Here is a 14,023-nt window from a genome sequence, read left to right as displayed (position 1 = left end):
ATGAGCACCACCCAGGAAGCAACCGCCACCTCGCTGCTGCGCTTCGCCACCGCCGGATCCGTCGACGACGGCAAGTCCACCCTGGTCGGCCGCCTGCTGCACGACTCCAAGTCCGTGCTGGCCGACCAGCTGGAGGCCGTCGAGCGCGCCTCCCTGAGCCGCGGTCAGGAGGCGCCGGACCTGGCGCTGCTCACCGACGGTCTGCGGGCCGAGCGCGAGCAGGGCATCACCATCGACGTGGCGTACCGCTACTTCGCCACCGCCCGGCGCCGGTTCATCCTCGCCGACACCCCCGGCCACGTGCAGTACACCCGCAACATGGTCACCGGCGCCTCCACCGCCGAGCTGGCCGTGGTGCTGGTCGACGCCCGCAACGGCGTGGTCGAGCAGACCCGCCGCCACGCGGCCGTCGCCGCCCTGCTGCGCGTGCCGCACGTGGTGCTGGCGGTCAACAAGATGGACCTGGTCGAGTACGCCGAGCCCGTCTTCGCGGCCATCGCCGAGGAGTTCACCTCCTACGCGGCCTCCCTCGGCGTCACGGACATCGTCGCCGTCCCGATCTCGGCCCTGGCCGGGGACAACGTGGTCGAGCCGTCCGCGCACATGGACTGGTACGGCGGCCCGACCCTGCTGGAGCACCTGGAGAACGTGCCGGTCGGCACCGACCCCAGCGACGAGCCGGCCCGCTTCCCGGTCCAGTACGTGATCCGTCCGCAGACCGCCGAGCTCCCCGACTACCGTGGCTACGCGGGCCAGTTGGCCTCCGGCGTGCTGCGCGTCGGCGACACCGTCACGGTGCTGCCGGCCGGGCGCACCACCACCGTCACCGGGATCGACGCGCTCGGCACCGAGACCGACATCGCCTGGGCCCCCCAGTCGGTGACGGTCCGTCTGGCCGACGACATCGACATCTCCCGCGGCGACCTGATCGCGGCCGGTGCGACTCCCGTCCCCACCAAGGACGTCGAGGCCACCGTCTGCCACCTCAACGAGCGCCCGCTGACCATCGGGGCCAAGGTGCTGCTCAAGCACACCACCCGCACGGTGCGCGCGATCGTCAAGGACATCACCTACCGCATCGACATCGACAGCCTCGAACGGCGCTCCGGCGCCCAGGGGTTGGAGGTCAACGAGATCGGGCACGTGGTCCTGCGCACGGCGGAGCCGCTGGCGCTCGACCCCTACACCGACAACCGCCGTACCGGGTCCTTCCTCCTGATCGACCCGGCCGACGGCACCACCCTCACCGCCGGCATGGCGGGCGAGGCCTTCGACACCACTCCCAACGCGCAGGAACCGGACGAGGAGGACTGGGTCTGATGCCCAGCGACGCGTTCTCGGGTATGGACAAGGAAGGCGGCCGCATCGGCAGCGGCGTCCTCGGCAGTGGCCAGGGCGGGCTGACGCGATGTGCAGGCGGACAGGGGCTCTGAGCCCCTGTCACCGGGGCGGCCGCTTCCCACAGCGGCGGTCGCTCCGGATCCGCAGGCACCCACGCCCGACTTTCTTTCTTTCTTCCATGAACTTGCCAGAGGACGAAGCAATGACTGCGCAGAACAGCACCTCCGCCCGCTTCAGACGGACCGCTGCCGCCACCGTGGCCGGTCTGACCGCGATCAGCCTGCTCTCCGCCTGCGGCTACGGCGCCAAGAGCGAGGACAAGGCCCCCGCGGCCGCCCCGGCCTCCTCCGCCGGTGGTGCCAAGCTCTCGGCCGACACGGTGAAGATCGGCTACTTCGCCAACCTGACCCACGGCACCCCGCTGGTCGGCCTGAAGGAGGGCCTGATCCAGAAGGAGCTCGGCGCCACCCAGGTCAAGACCCAGATCTTCAACGCCGGCCCCGCCGAGATCGAGGCGCTCAACGCGGGCTCCATCGACATCGGCTGGATCGGCCCCTCCCCCGCCATCAACGGCTACACCAAGTCCAACGGCGAGGCCCTGAAGATCATCGGCGGCTCGGCCTCCGGCGGCGTCAAGCTGGTCGTCAACCCCGACAAGATCAAGTCGGTGGACGACCTCAAGGGCAAGAAGATCGCCACCCCGCAGATCGGCAACACCCAGGACGTCGCCCTGCTCTCCTTCCTGGCCGGCAAGGGCTGGAAGGTCGACGCCAACTCCGGCGCCGGTGACGTCTCGGTGGTCCGCTCGGACAACAAGGTCACCCCCGACGCCTACAAGTCCGGCTCCATCGACGGCGCCTGGGTCCCCGAGCCCACCGCCTCGAAGCTGGTCACCCTGGGCGCCAAGGAGCTCCTCAACGAGAAGTCCCTCTGGCCGGACAACAAGTTCGTGATCACCAACATCATCGTCTCGCAGAAGTTCCTCAAGGAGCACCCGGACGTGGTCGAGGCCGTGCTGCGCGGCTCGGTGAACACCAACGCCTACATCAAGGCCAACCCGGCCAAGGCCAAGGAGGCCGCCAACGCCGCCATCAAGGAGGCGGCCGGCAACGCGCTGGAGCCCGCCATCCTCGACCCGGCGTGGGCGGACATCGACTTCATCGACGACCCGCTGGCCTCCACCCTGCAGAAGGAGGCCGACAACGCGGTGACCGCCGGTCTCCTCAAGAAGCCCAACCTGGCCGGGATCTACGACCTGACCCTGCTGAACAAGGTGCTCAAGGAGAAGAGCCAGGCCGCCGTCGCGGACGCCGGCCTGAGCGCCAAGTAAGCAGCGCCGTCAAGCTCCGAGGTCCGTGCCCCCGCCCAGCCCGGTCGATGCCCAGTCAAACGGGCCGGGCGGGGCCGGACCCCGGCTCCCACTCCCTTCGCCAGCCGCCAGACCAGTCACCCAGGAGGTGCCCGGAGATGACCACGGCACTGACCACCTCGAAGAGCGCGCAGAGCGCCGAGGTCCCGACCGGCGTCCCCGCCGTCCGGATCTCGCACGTCCACAAGTCCTTCGGCCGCCCGGGCGCGGCCACCCACGTGCTGGACGACATCACCCTCGACGTCGCCCCGGGTGAGTTCGTCACCCTGCTCGGCGCCTCGGGCTGCGGCAAGTCCACCCTGCTCAACCTGGTGGCCGGGCTGGACAAGCCCTCCGCCGGCGACATCCAGCTCGCGGGCGGCCGGCCCGCGTTGATGTTCCAGGAGCACGCGCTCTTCCCCTGGCTGACGGCCGGCAAGAACATCGAGCTCGCCCTGCGCCTGGGCGGCACGCCCAAGGCCGAGCGGCGCGCCGAGGCCGAGCGGCTGCTCGAACTGGTCCGCCTGCACGGCGCGCACGGCAAGCGCGTCCACGAGCTCTCCGGCGGCATGCGCCAGCGCGTCGCCCTGGCACGGGCGTTGGCCCAGGGCAGCGACGTGCTGCTGATGGACGAGCCGTTCGCCGCGCTCGACGCCATCACCCGCGACGTGCTGCACGACGAGCTCACCCGGATCTGGGCGGAGCGCAAGCTCACCGTCCTGTTCGTGACCCACAACGTGCGCGAGGCCGTCCGCCTCGCCCAGCGGGTCGTCCTGCTCTCCTCGCGCCCCGGACGGGTCGCCAAGGAGTGGCGGATCGACCTGCCGCAGCCCCGCCGCATCGAGTCCGCCGGCGTGGCCGACCTGTCCATCGAAATCACCGACGAGCTGCGTGGGGAGATCCGCCGCCATGGCCAGCACTGAGACCACCCCCCTGCTCGACAAGAGCCCGAGCCCCAGCAGCGCCGACGTCGGCGCCGGCCTGGACGCCCTGGACGCCGTCGTCGCCACCCGCACCCCGCTGCTGGTGACCCTGCGTCAGAAGGCCCTGCCCCCGGTCATCGCCATCGCCCTGGTGCTGGTCGTCTGGCAGAGCGCCTTCAGCCTGGAGCTCACCGACGAGTACAAGCTCCCCAGCCCCGGCATGGTCTGGGCCTCGCTCGCCGACCTCTGGGGCCAGGGCACCCTGTTCAGCATCATCTGGACCAGCCTCTGGCGGGGCCTGTCCGGCTTCGTCGCGGCCGTGGTCATCGGCACCCCGATCGGCCTGCTTGTCGCCCAGGTCAAGCCGGTGCGCGCCGCGATCGGTCCGATCCTCTCCGGCCTGCAGTCGCTGCCCTCGGTCGCCTGGGTCCCCGCCGCCGTCATCTGGCTCGGCGTCAACAACCAGACCATGTACGCCGTCATCCTGCTCGGCGCCGTCCCCTCGGTCGCCAACGGCCTGGTGGCCGGCATCGACCAGGTGCCGCCGATCCTGCTCCGGGCGGGCCGCACCATGGGCGCCAGCGGCCTGGTCCAGGCCCGGCACATCCTGCTGCCCGGCGCCCTCCCCGGCTACCTGGCCGGCCTCAAGCAGGGCTGGGCCTTCTCCTGGCGCTCCCTGATGGCCGCCGAACTCATCGCCGCCTCCCCCGACCTGGGCATCGGTCTGGGCCGCTACCTGGAGAACCAGCGCGAGTTCGCCGACATGTCCGGCGTCCTGCTCGGGATCATCCTCATCCTGATCGTCGGCGTCGCCATCGACCTGCTCGTCTTCAGCCCGCTGGAGCGCCGCGTGCTGCGCAACCGCGGTCTGCTGCACGGCACCCGGTAAGGCTGCTCCGATGCTGCTGCACCACGGCCGTCCGCCCGCGCCCCGCCACCCCGGCGGCGGCGCGGGCGGCCCCGCCCTGCTGCTCATCGCCCACGGCAGCCGGGACCCGCGGCACGCCGCCACGGTGGAGGCCCTCTCCGGACGGGTCCGCGCGCTCCGCCCGGACCTGGACGTCACCACCGCCTACCTGGACCACTGCGCGCCCCGCCTCGGCCAGGTCGCGCCCCGGCTGCGCGGCGCCGTCGCCGTCCCCCTGCTGCTCAACCGGGCCTTCCACGCCCGCAGCGACATCCCCGCCGCCCTCCGCGAGGCCGGGGCCCACGACCTTCCGCTCGCCGACGTGCTCGGCCCCTCCCCGCTACTGCTCGCCGCCCTCGACCGCCGCCTCACCGAGGCCGGGCTGGACTTCGCCGACGCCCCGCACACCGGTCTGGTGCTGGCCGCCGCCGGCTCCTCCGACCAGACCGCCAACGCCGCCACCCGCGCCGTCGCCGAGGAGTACCGCCGCACCCGCGGCTTCGCCGCCGTCGAGGTCGCCCACGCCTCCGCCGTCCCGCCGCACCCGGCCGACGCCGTCGCCGCCCTGCGCGCCACCCCGGGCGTGCGCCAACTCGCCGTCGCCCCCTACCTGCTGGCCCCCGGCCTGCTCCCCGACCGGATCGCCGAGGCCGCCCGCACCGCCGGCGTCGACCTGGTCGCCCCGGTCCTCGGCGCCGCCCCGGAGATCGCCGAACTGCTCCTGCACCGCTACGACCGGGCCCGCCACACCGCCCTGCGCGCCGCCTAGCGCGGCTCGGCCGTCCAGGGCGCCTCGGCCGCCCTGGCCCCGCGGACGTTCGCCACCATCCGGCGCAGCACCCTCAGGGCGGCGGCGTACTCCTGGTCGTCAACGCCCTCGTGCACCACCGCCCTCAGCTCGGTCACCAGCGCCCGCAGCCTCAGCCGCGCCGCCTCGCCGTCGTCCGTGAGGTACAGCCGGTCCTCGGCGTCGGAGCGCAGCCAGCCCCGGTACAGCAACTGGTCAACCGTCCGCCCGATCTCGTCCGGCCCGGCCGCCATCGGGGTCGGCTGGGCCAGCGCCTCCGCGCGGCCCGGGGCGGCCGGCCCGCCGTGCACCCGGTTGAGCACCCAGTACTGCGGCTGGGTCACGTCGATCCTGGCCATCGCGTCCCGCAGGTGCGCGGTCACCACCTCGTGGGCCAACCCGGCCCAGTAGCCGACCGGCTGGGAGGCCAGTGCCTCGTCCGCCACCGCCGGGTCGGCCGGCGCCTGGTCCGTCACGGAGCCGCCACCCCGCCGGCCGCCAGCGCCTCGGCGATCGCCCGGTGCATCTGCCAGCGGGTCTGCCACCTCCGCCGGGAGACCCGCTCGACCACCCGGGACAGCCAGGCCTCGTCGGCGAGGCGGTGCAACTCCTGGGCCTCGGTGAGGTGTCCGAGCAGTGCCTCCAGGATCGACACCTCCATCAGCGCGTACCAGTGCGGGTGGCGGTCGAAGAAGACCGTGTGGTCGTCGTAGGGGTGACGCACCGTCATGTGCAGGTAGCCACCACCGCGCCCACGGAACGGTCCGGGCATCGCGGCGACCAGGCCGAGCGGACTGACGGTCGCACCGTGCTGCGTGTACCTGGCACCGATCCTGACCCCCATGCCGTTCATGATCCGGGCCCAGGGCAGCAGCTCCTCCCCGCCGTCCCGCGCGTGCGCGAGCATCCCCTCCGGGCGGAACTCCACCCAGGCGGCACCACCCCGGCGCTCCGGATCACCCAGCACCCAGCGGCCGTCGGTGAACTTCAGCGGGCCCAGGGAGGTACGCATCGTAGTCATACTTCCATTCGATCATCCTGACACCCCGTCAGGCCAGGGAGAATCCACTCGTCAGGACCGCCCCGGTCGGCCAGCATGGGCCGCATGACGCTTCTCCTGCTCGCCCCCCGGATCAACGAGACCGGTCTGCAGCTGCTGACCCGGGCCCGGCGCCGCGGGCTCACGGCCCACACCGCCGTGCGCTGGGAGGTGCCGTCCGAGCTGGCCGGGGTGCGGCCCGCGCACCTGTACGGCGGGCCGCTGTTCGCCGACGTGGCGGCCGGGGTGCTCGGCGTCGCGCCGCTGGAGCCGCCGGACGACTGGCTGACCGCCCTGCCGCAGGAGCTGCTGGGGCGTCAGGTGGCGGCCGTCACCCTCTCCGAGGCACGGGAGCTGCGCCGCCCCGCCTTCCTCAAGCCACCGTGCGACAAGCTCTTCGCGGCCCGGGTCTACCCGGACGGCAGCGGCCTGCCCGGCCAGGACGCCCTGGACGACGACACCCCGGTCCTGGTCAGCGACGTGGTCACGTTCGCCACCGAGTACCGGCTGTTCGTCCTCGACGGCACCGTCCGCACCGCGAGCCGCTACGCGGTCGGCGGTGACCTGGCGGTCTCCCCCGAGGTGCCCACCGCGGCCCTGGACTTCGCCGCCGAGGTGCTCGCCACCGGCGGCCTGCCGAGCGCGGCCGTGGTGGACGTCGGGCAGCTCGCCGATGGCAGCTGGGCCGTGGTCGAGGCCAACCCGGCCTGGGCCAGCGGCGGTTACGCCTGCGACCCGGACGCCGTCCTGGACGTGGTGCTCCGCGCGGCCGGCCCGGCGGAGGTGCTCGCCCTCACCGACCGGCCGTACGTCCGGCCCGTGCCCGAGGTGGTGCGTTAGTCCGGCAGGGCCCAGCGCAGCGCCGCCGCCGAGGCGCCGGCCGCGTCCAGGTCGGCCCGGGCCCGGCGCGGACCCACCGCGTCGGCGAGGACGGCCACCAGGAAGCGCGGCGAGCTCGGGTCGGGGTCGGCGGCCACCGCCCGCAGCAGCGCCGGGTAGTGCTCCAGGACCCGCTGCCGGGGCCCGGCCTCCAGGGTGCGGAACACCAACTGCCGCTTGTGGCCGACCCGGTGGTACTGCGGGTAGAGCGGCTGGCGCGCGGCCAGCGCCTCGACGCGCGGGTCGGCGGGCTCGTCCCAGGCCAGGCCGAGTGCGGTGAGCAGCTCGTCCAGGCACCGTTCCTGCTCACCGAGGCTCTGCTCGTCGAGGCGCTGCGCGTCGAGTTCCATGGGTCACAGCCTACGCAGGGTGAACCGGTCGTCCGTGGTGCCGCCGAACAGCAGGTCCATCCGGCCGGACAGCGTGAAGACGGAGCCGTGCGGCCCGGCCACCACCGCCGTCGGCGCCGGGTCGGCGGACGGACGGGCCGTCAGGACGGCGGTGCGCCAGCCGTCGGTGGAGCGGATGTCCACCAGGGTGTCGGCCCCGGCCCCGCCCAGGGTGTTGGTGACGCCCAGCAGGCGGCCCTCGGAGGCGCTGTACAGACCGTCCAGGCCGATCGCCTTCGGGCCGGTCAGCCGGACCTGGCGGAAGTCCTCCGGCCGGTCGACCGGCACCCGCCACAGCGTGCCGTCGTCGTACTTGGCGATCAGCAGCGTCCGGCCGTGCCGCACGATCCCGTTCAGCCCGAAGCCGCCCACCGGAGCGGCCAGTCGCTGGTCCCGCAGGATCACCGAGGCCCGGCCGTCCGGCCGTACCCGGTACAGCACCGGGGCGAAGGAGTCGGTCACGTACGCCTCGCCGTCGGGGCCCAGCACCATGTCGTTGGCGAAGTGCCGCCCGCCGTCGGCGGCCACCGCCGCCAGGTCGGTGTAGAAGATCCGCCGCCCGGTCTCCAGGTCGTAGGCCCCGATGCCCGCGACCACCTTCGCCGCGTCGTGGCGCAGCCCGAAGCCGGGGTCGGCGTTGGCGACCAGCACCCGGTTGCGGGCCCGGTCGATCTGGATGCCGATCACCGAGACCAGCTTGGCGGGGTCGTCCACCAGGGTCCGCACCGAGCCGTCGGGGCGGACCACCGAGACCGTGCCGTGCCGGATCGAGCCGACCAGGAAGCGGCCGTGCCCGGCGTCCCAGACGGCGTCCTCGGGGTGCAGGCTGTCGGCGTGCCCGGCCAGCACGGGGGTGGAGGCCACGGCCTGCGGACGGGGCCGGGCGGCGACGGCCGGGGCGACGGCGGTGCCCAGCAGGGCGGCGGCCACCACGGCCACGACGGCGGCACGGATCGGACGGTTCGTCATCTCGGTACTCCTTCAAGAGCGGTGCTGCTACACCAGCGGTACTGCTTCACCGGCGGTGCTGCGTCCTTGCGATGCCTCCACCCTCCCGCCCGGCGCCGGAGCGCAGCAGTGCGTGGTGATACTGGTAGTGGCGCTACCAGGACCAGGGGGAACCAGATGACCGTCACCGAGCTGCGGCGCAGCGAGCTGTCCGACTTCCTGCGCACCCGCCGGGCCCGGCTGACCCCCGAGCAGGTCGGCCTCGCCCCGGGGGTGCGGAGGCGCACGCCGGGCCTGCGCCGGGAGGAGCTGGCGCTGCTCGCCGGGGTCGGGGTGACCTGGTACACGTGGTTGGAGCAGGGCCGCAGGATCAACCCGTCCGCCGAGGTGCTGGGCAGCCTGGCCCGGACCTTGCGGCTGGACCGCGCGGAGACCGACTACCTGTTCCGGCTGGCCTCCGACCCGTCCGCCGCCCAGGACCCGGCACCCGCCGAACTGCCGGGCCCGCTGGCCCGGTTGACCACCGCGCAGTCCCCGGCCCCGGCCTTCCTGATGGACGCCGACTGGCAGGTGCGGGCCTGGAACCCGGAGGCGGACGCCCTGTTCTCCTTCTCCCGGCACGCCCTCGCCGACCGCAACCTGGCCTGGCTGGCCTTCGCGCACCGCCCCAACCGCGACCGCACCGTCGACTGGGAGCAGCACGCCCGCCGCCTGATCGCCCAGCTGCGCGCCGCCGCCGGCGACCGCCCGGCCCTGGCCGCCACCCTGGAGCGCCTGCGCGCGCACTTCCCGGAGGCGGGCCGCTGGCTGGACGAGCACCAGATCAGCGAACGCTCCGGCACCGCCAAGGACTTGGCCCACGAGACGCTCGGCCTGCTCCGGATCGACCAGCTGGTCCTGCAGGCCCCGGACGGCTTCCAGCTGGTGGTCTTCTCCCCGCGCGACCAGGAGACCACCGAGCGCCTGCGCGGCCTGGCCCGGACCCCCTGACCTCCCGAGAACCCGACCTCCCGGCCTCCCCGCCTCCTGACGCCCGCTCAGCCGTGGAAGGCCGCCACCAAAGGGTCGGCGTTGCGCGGCAGATCGGCCGTCACCCCGGCCCAGGAGCCGTCCGCGAACAGCAGGTCGATCCGCCCGCGCTGGAGGACGCCGGTGGCGTTGCGCCGCAGCTCCCGCACCTCGTGGCGCGGGACGGCCCAGTGCAGCGCGTACTCCTCGCTGAACAGCTGCCAGAGCGCCGAGCGGTCCACCGCGACCGCCACCCGCCGGTCGGTGACCGCGAACAGGCCGCTGGTGTGGCCGCCCTCGGTGTGCAGGCGGATCACGAACCGGCCGGCCGCGCTCTCCCAGCCTCCGCCCATCCCGGTGCCGTGGAAGACCGAGTCGGGCACCGCACCCACCATCCGGTCCTCCACCGCACCGACCGCGCTGGAGAGCGGATTGACGGCCGTGTAGGCGCGACGGAGCAGGCCGAACGGCTTGGCCAGCCGCTCCTCCACCGCACTCGGCCGGGCCGGGGTCAGGTACTGCTCGGGTGGGCGCGGGATGCCGGGCACCAAGGTCACCCGAGCCGCCTCGATCAGCCTCTCGCCCGGCTCCAGCAGCGGCTGCACCACCACCCGCACGCTCTCCAGCATCGGCCCGCCCTCCCCGTCGACCCGACCGGCCGTCAGCCGAAGGCCTGGTCGAAGCGCCGCTTGCGCTCCTCGGGGCTCAACTCTACGGTCGGGGGCAGGTTCTGCGGGTTGATCCGCTTGTCCGCCTCGTCCGCGCCGTAGATCAGGCCCTGCTCGATCGCGGTCTGCCCCGCCTCGCCCACCGGATCGCCGGTGAGGCCGACCGCGCCGAGCGCGGTCTTGCCGACGGTCTTGACCACCTTCTTCGCCGCGTACGCCTGGAGCATCGCGGGGTTCCGCCAGGTGGAGGGCCGCAGCACGCTGGCGCGCGGGCCGGCGGAGATCTCCTTGAGCTTCTGCATGGCCTTCGCGACCTTCTCCAGGGCGGTCGCCAACTTCCTTACCAGCATGGCGATCCGGGCGCTGGCGATGGCCCCCTCGGCAGCGGCGGCCGCCGCCTCGGCAGCCAGCGAGACGCCGGCCGTGACCACGCTGAACGCGGCCGCCGCGGCCAGGCTGATGACGGCCCACTCGATCAGCTCGCGGATGACGGTCTCGACCATCTCCTGGGCGAACCGGCACTGCTCGGCCGCCTCCTCCAGCTGGAAGGCGGTGTTCTCCATGTCGTCCGCCTCCTCCTCCAGCCCCCGCTCGAAGGTGTCGAGCTCCTGCTGGAAACGGTCGGCGGCCTCGCCGGTCCACTCGTGCCGCAGCGCGGCCCGGTCCCGGCGCTGGTCGGCGATCACCTCGCGGAGCGCGTCCGCCTGCTCCTTCCAGAGCTTGGACGCCTCCAGCAGCCCCTCCGGGTCGCCGGTGACGAACTCCAGCATCTCCGCGAGCGGTTCGACGATCGGCCTCATGATCTCGTCGATCACGCTGCCGAGCGGGCTCATCCAGTCACTGACCTTGGCGTAGGCGTTGGCCGCCTGCGAGGCCGGTCCGCCGCTCATGCGCCCGTCCCCCCGGCCATCGTGGTCAGCTCCTCGGAGAGCCCCTGTTCGATGCCGTCGTAGGAGCGGGCCAGGCCCTGCGCGTACTCGTCCAGCCGCTCCATGGACTCGGCAGCGGCACCGGTGTTCTCGATCGCCGCTTCGCTGCGCTCCTGGTAGTCCCGGGTGATCTCGTCCGACTCCGGCAGCTTGCCGAACGCGCCGGCGGGCAACTGGTGCGCCCCCAGGCGAGCCCGGATCTCCCGCAGCCTGGCCGCCCGTTCCTCGGAGGTGCGGCCGAAACGCCGTATCGCCTCCGGATCGACCTGGTACCCACCCGACATGTCAGGCTTCCTTCCCCCGTGCCCCGTCGTCAGCCGCCATCCTGCGGCGGCGCAGAACGTAGCACACCCCCGACGGCCGTTCCGGTGCGCGTCCGTGACGGAACGTGCACGCGAACGCCACAGGGGCGGCGGACCGCGGAGGTCCACCGCCCCTGTGGGGAGCCCGTGCCGATGCTCAGTCGGACTTGCGGCGCTGGCGGCCGGTGCCGTAGTTGGAGCCGCTCTTGGAGCCGGAACCCGGGTTGCGGCCGGAGGACTTGCCGATGAAGCCGGCCGCGGTGCGGCCGCCGCCGGAACCACCGGAGCCGGAACCGCCGGCGCCGATCCGCTGCTTGGGGCGGGGGCGGCGGGCGTTGCCGTTCATGTCCACGTCGGCGGGCAGGCCGGAGCGCTTGGGGGCGCGGCGGCGCGGCTGGGCCGGGGCGGCGTTCGGGTCGGCGGCCGGGGCGGCCACCACCGGCGGGGCCAGGGTGACGGCGACGCCGCTCGGGGTGCGGGCACCGGTGATCTTGGCCAGCTCGGCGTCGCCGGGGCGCACCTTGGTGATGGTCGGCCGGATGCCGGCCGTGGTCATCAGGCGGCTGACCTCGCGGCGCTGCTCGGGCAGCACCAGGGTCACCACGGTGCCGGACTCGCCGGCCCGGGCGGTGCGGCCGCCGCGGTGCAGGTAGTCCTTGTGGTCGATCGGCGGGTCCACGTTGACGACCAGGTCGAGGCCGTCGATGTGGATGCCGCGGGCCGCCACGTTGGTGGCGATCAGCGCGGTGACGTGGCCGTCGCGGAACTGGTCCAGCACCCGGTTGCGCTGGGGCTGGGACTTGCCGCCGTGCAGCGCGGCCGCCCGGACGCCGCTGGCCAGCAGCTGCTTGGCGAGGCGGTCGGCGCCGTGCTTGGTGTGCACGAACATGATCAGGCGCCCCTCGCGGGAGGCGATGTGCGCGGCGGCGGAGACCTTGTCGGTCGCCTCCAGCTGCAGCACGTGGTGGTCCATGGTGGTCACGGCACCGGCCGAGGGGTCCACGGAGTGGGTGACCGGGTCGGTCAGGAAGCGCTGCACCAGGCGGTCGACGTTGCGGTCCAGGGTGGCGGAGAACAGCATCCGCTGCCCGCCCGGGGCGACCTGCTCCAGCAGCTTGGTGACCTGCGGCAGGAAGCCCATGTCGGCCATCTGGTCGGCCTCGTCGAGCACGGTGATCTGCACGTCGCCGAGCTGCACGTCCTGACGGTTGATCAGGTCGTCGAGGCGGCCCGGGGTGGCGACCAGCACCTCGGCCCCGCGGCGCACCGCGTTGGCCTGGCGGTTGATCGACATGCCGCCGACCACGGTGGCGATCCGCAGGTTCACGGCGGTGGCGTACGGGGTGAGCGCGTCGGTGACCTGCTGGGCCAGCTCGCGGGTGGGCACCAGCACCAGGGCCAGCGGGCTGCGCGCGGAGGCGCGCTTGCCGGCGGTGCGGGCCAGCAGCGACAGGCCGAAGGCCAGCGTCTTGCCGGAGCCGGTGCGGCCGCGGCCGAGCACGTCGCGCCCGGCCAGCGAGTCCGGCAGGGTGGCGGACTGGATCGGGAAGGGCTCGGTCACGCCCTGCTGCCCGAGCGCCGAGAGCAGGCCCTTGGGCATCTCCAGCTCGGCGAAGGTGGCGGCCGGCGGACGGGCCGGGGTGCCCTCGACCACGGTGAAGTCGGCGGGGGCCTGCGGAGCGGTGCGGGCACGCGGGGCGCGGCGGGCGCCGCCGCCCTGCTGGCCACGGGCGCCCTGCTGGCCGCGGCCGCCGGTGCGGGACTGCTGGGTGCGCTCGCCGGACCGCTCGCGGCTCGAGGCCTGGGCGCGGTCGGCGGACTGCTGCGGGCCGCGGCGGGCGCGCGGCGGACGTGCGGGGGTGCTCATGCGGGGTGGTACTCCGTCCTGGACGTCCGATGGCCACCGGCGGGCACATGGGTGCGCGCGTGGCGATCGTCCTGGTGATCGGCCGTCAGGAAGGTGTTGCCGCCCCGGCCGTTCGGCGGCATGAGGGAGGGCCCGCACCGAGCGGTACGGGCCCTCGCTCTCGCGTGGATCAGCTTCAGCCGATGACGCGGATGTTCTCGGCCTGCGGGCCCTTCTGGCCCTGGGTCACGTCGAACTCGACCTGCTGGCCCTCGACGAGCTCACGGAAGCCGTTGGCCTGGATGTTCGAGTAGTGGGCGAACACGTCCGGGCCGCCACCCTGCTGCTCGATGAAGCCGAAGCCCTTTTCGCTGTTGAACCACTTCACGGTGCCGGTAGCCATAACCGTCTCCTCTAAAAACTGGGGCAAGGAACCCACACCTCGTAGGCTCCAAGTAGCCGCGATCCCCATCCGGAGACAAAACACCGGACAAAACAAATGCGCCTGTTGGTTGGTACCAGCAGGCGCACACATACGTTCATGGGAACCAAAACTGCAACTGCTTCGACTGTAGCACGGGTGGAGCCGAGAAGATCAGAGATTTTTTCCCGCACCCGGGGCCCGCGAACGCCTTCGCCGAGATCAACCACAAGTCCTACGAGGGCAAGTGGAAGATCGTCTTCTTCTGGCCGATGGACTTCACCTTCG

17 protein-coding genes are annotated in these 14,023 nt (G+C 73.2%); 7 read left to right on the top strand and 10 right to left on the bottom strand.

Annotated elements, in window-relative coordinates; genetic code table 11:
- From ACWEPF_RS09145 to ACWEPF_RS09125, 5 genes are all read left to right on the top strand, one after another.
- Complete coding sequence (locus ACWEPF_RS09145) at positions 1-1,320, top strand: sulfate adenylyltransferase subunit 1 (RefSeq protein WP_452172052.1); 1,320 nt, start codon at positions 1-3, stop codon at positions 1,318-1,320.
- Between the two features lie 223 nt (positions 1,321-1,543).
- On the top strand, positions 1,544-2,671 hold the full coding sequence (locus tag ACWEPF_RS09140; protein ID WP_452172051.1) for an aliphatic sulfonate ABC transporter substrate-binding protein: 1,128 nt from the start codon (positions 1,544-1,546) through the stop codon (positions 2,669-2,671).
- 137 nt (positions 2,672-2,808) lie between these two features.
- Complete coding sequence (locus ACWEPF_RS09135) at positions 2,809-3,612, top strand: ABC transporter ATP-binding protein (RefSeq protein ID WP_452172050.1); 804 nt, start codon at positions 2,809-2,811, stop codon at positions 3,610-3,612.
- On the top strand, positions 3,599-4,501 hold the full coding sequence (locus ACWEPF_RS09130; RefSeq protein ID WP_345284181.1) for an ABC transporter permease: 903 nt from the start codon (positions 3,599-3,601) through the stop codon (positions 4,499-4,501). The genes ACWEPF_RS09135 and ACWEPF_RS09130 overlap by 14 nt, the downstream gene beginning before the upstream one ends.
- A 10-nt stretch (positions 4,502-4,511) precedes the next feature.
- Entirely contained in the window at positions 4,512-5,288 is a 777-nt protein-coding gene (locus ACWEPF_RS09125) for a sirohydrochlorin chelatase (RefSeq protein ID WP_452172049.1), read from the top strand.
- Here the strand turns inward: ACWEPF_RS09125 and ACWEPF_RS09120 are convergent.
- Complete coding sequence (locus tag ACWEPF_RS09120; protein WP_452172048.1) at positions 5,285-5,782, bottom strand: MarR family winged helix-turn-helix transcriptional regulator; 498 nt, start codon at positions 5,780-5,782, stop codon at positions 5,285-5,287. The genes ACWEPF_RS09125 and ACWEPF_RS09120 overlap by 4 nt on opposite strands.
- The gene (locus ACWEPF_RS09115; RefSeq protein ID WP_452172047.1) at positions 5,779-6,318 is read right to left on the bottom strand and encodes a hypothetical protein; all 540 of its coding nucleotides are present in this window, start codon (positions 6,316-6,318) and stop codon (positions 5,779-5,781) included. The genes ACWEPF_RS09120 and ACWEPF_RS09115 overlap by 4 nt, the downstream gene beginning before the upstream one ends.
- Before the next feature lie 93 nt (positions 6,319-6,411).
- Between ACWEPF_RS09115 and ACWEPF_RS09110 the strand changes: the two genes are divergently transcribed.
- Positions 6,412-7,185: an ATP-grasp domain-containing protein gene (locus ACWEPF_RS09110; RefSeq protein WP_452172046.1), complete on the top strand. Its 774-nt coding sequence runs from the start codon at positions 6,412-6,414 to the stop codon at positions 7,183-7,185.
- Here ACWEPF_RS09110 and ACWEPF_RS09105 read toward each other — a convergent pair.
- Both ACWEPF_RS09105 and ACWEPF_RS09100 read right to left on the bottom strand, forming a co-directional pair.
- Complete coding sequence (locus ACWEPF_RS09105) at positions 7,182-7,574, bottom strand: hypothetical protein (RefSeq protein WP_452172045.1); 393 nt, start codon at positions 7,572-7,574, stop codon at positions 7,182-7,184. The genes ACWEPF_RS09110 and ACWEPF_RS09105 overlap by 4 nt on opposite strands.
- A 3-nt stretch (positions 7,575-7,577) precedes the next feature.
- A complete protein-coding gene (locus tag ACWEPF_RS09100) occupies positions 7,578-8,582 on the bottom strand; it encodes a hypothetical protein (protein WP_452172044.1) in 1,005 nt (334 codons plus the stop codon).
- Between the two features lie 156 nt (positions 8,583-8,738).
- Here ACWEPF_RS09100 and ACWEPF_RS09095 point away from each other — a divergent pair, with 156 nt between their 5' ends.
- Positions 8,739-9,551, top strand: coding sequence for a helix-turn-helix domain-containing protein (locus ACWEPF_RS09095; protein WP_452172043.1), 813 nt, complete (start codon positions 8,739-8,741; stop codon positions 9,549-9,551).
- A gap of 47 nt (positions 9,552-9,598) precedes the next feature.
- Here ACWEPF_RS09095 and ACWEPF_RS09090 read toward each other — a convergent pair whose 3' ends face one another.
- The 6 genes from ACWEPF_RS09090 to ACWEPF_RS09065 form a co-directional block, all read right to left on the bottom strand.
- Complete coding sequence (locus ACWEPF_RS09090) at positions 9,599-10,198, bottom strand: hypothetical protein (protein WP_452172042.1); 600 nt, start codon at positions 10,196-10,198, stop codon at positions 9,599-9,601.
- A 32-nt stretch (positions 10,199-10,230) separates the two neighbouring features.
- Positions 10,231-11,127, bottom strand: coding sequence for a WXG100 family type VII secretion target (locus ACWEPF_RS09085; RefSeq protein WP_380148864.1), 897 nt, complete (start codon positions 11,125-11,127; stop codon positions 10,231-10,233).
- Positions 11,124-11,450 carry a hypothetical protein gene (locus ACWEPF_RS09080; protein WP_452172041.1) on the bottom strand — a complete coding sequence of 109 codons (327 nt, stop codon included), beginning with the start codon at positions 11,448-11,450 and terminating at the stop codon, positions 11,124-11,126. The genes ACWEPF_RS09085 and ACWEPF_RS09080 overlap by 4 nt, the downstream gene beginning before the upstream one ends.
- A 175-nt stretch (positions 11,451-11,625) precedes the next feature.
- The gene (locus ACWEPF_RS09075) at positions 11,626-13,335 is read right to left on the bottom strand and encodes a DEAD/DEAH box helicase (protein ID WP_452172040.1); all 1,710 of its coding nucleotides are present in this window, start codon (positions 13,333-13,335) and stop codon (positions 11,626-11,628) included.
- A 175-nt stretch (positions 13,336-13,510) separates the two neighbouring features.
- Positions 13,511-13,717, bottom strand: coding sequence for a cold-shock protein (locus ACWEPF_RS09070; RefSeq protein ID WP_345284203.1), 207 nt, complete (start codon positions 13,715-13,717; stop codon positions 13,511-13,513).
- Positions 13,718-13,728: 11 nt separating this feature from the next.
- Positions 13,729-14,023 (bottom strand): hypothetical protein (locus ACWEPF_RS09065; RefSeq protein ID WP_452172039.1); only part of this gene is annotated, 295 nt, incomplete at its 5' end.

The organism is Kitasatospora sp. NPDC004289, from assembly GCF_053602875.1.
The sequence above is the reverse complement of the archived record's forward strand: the minus strand, read 5'-3'. Positions and strand labels throughout refer to the sequence as shown.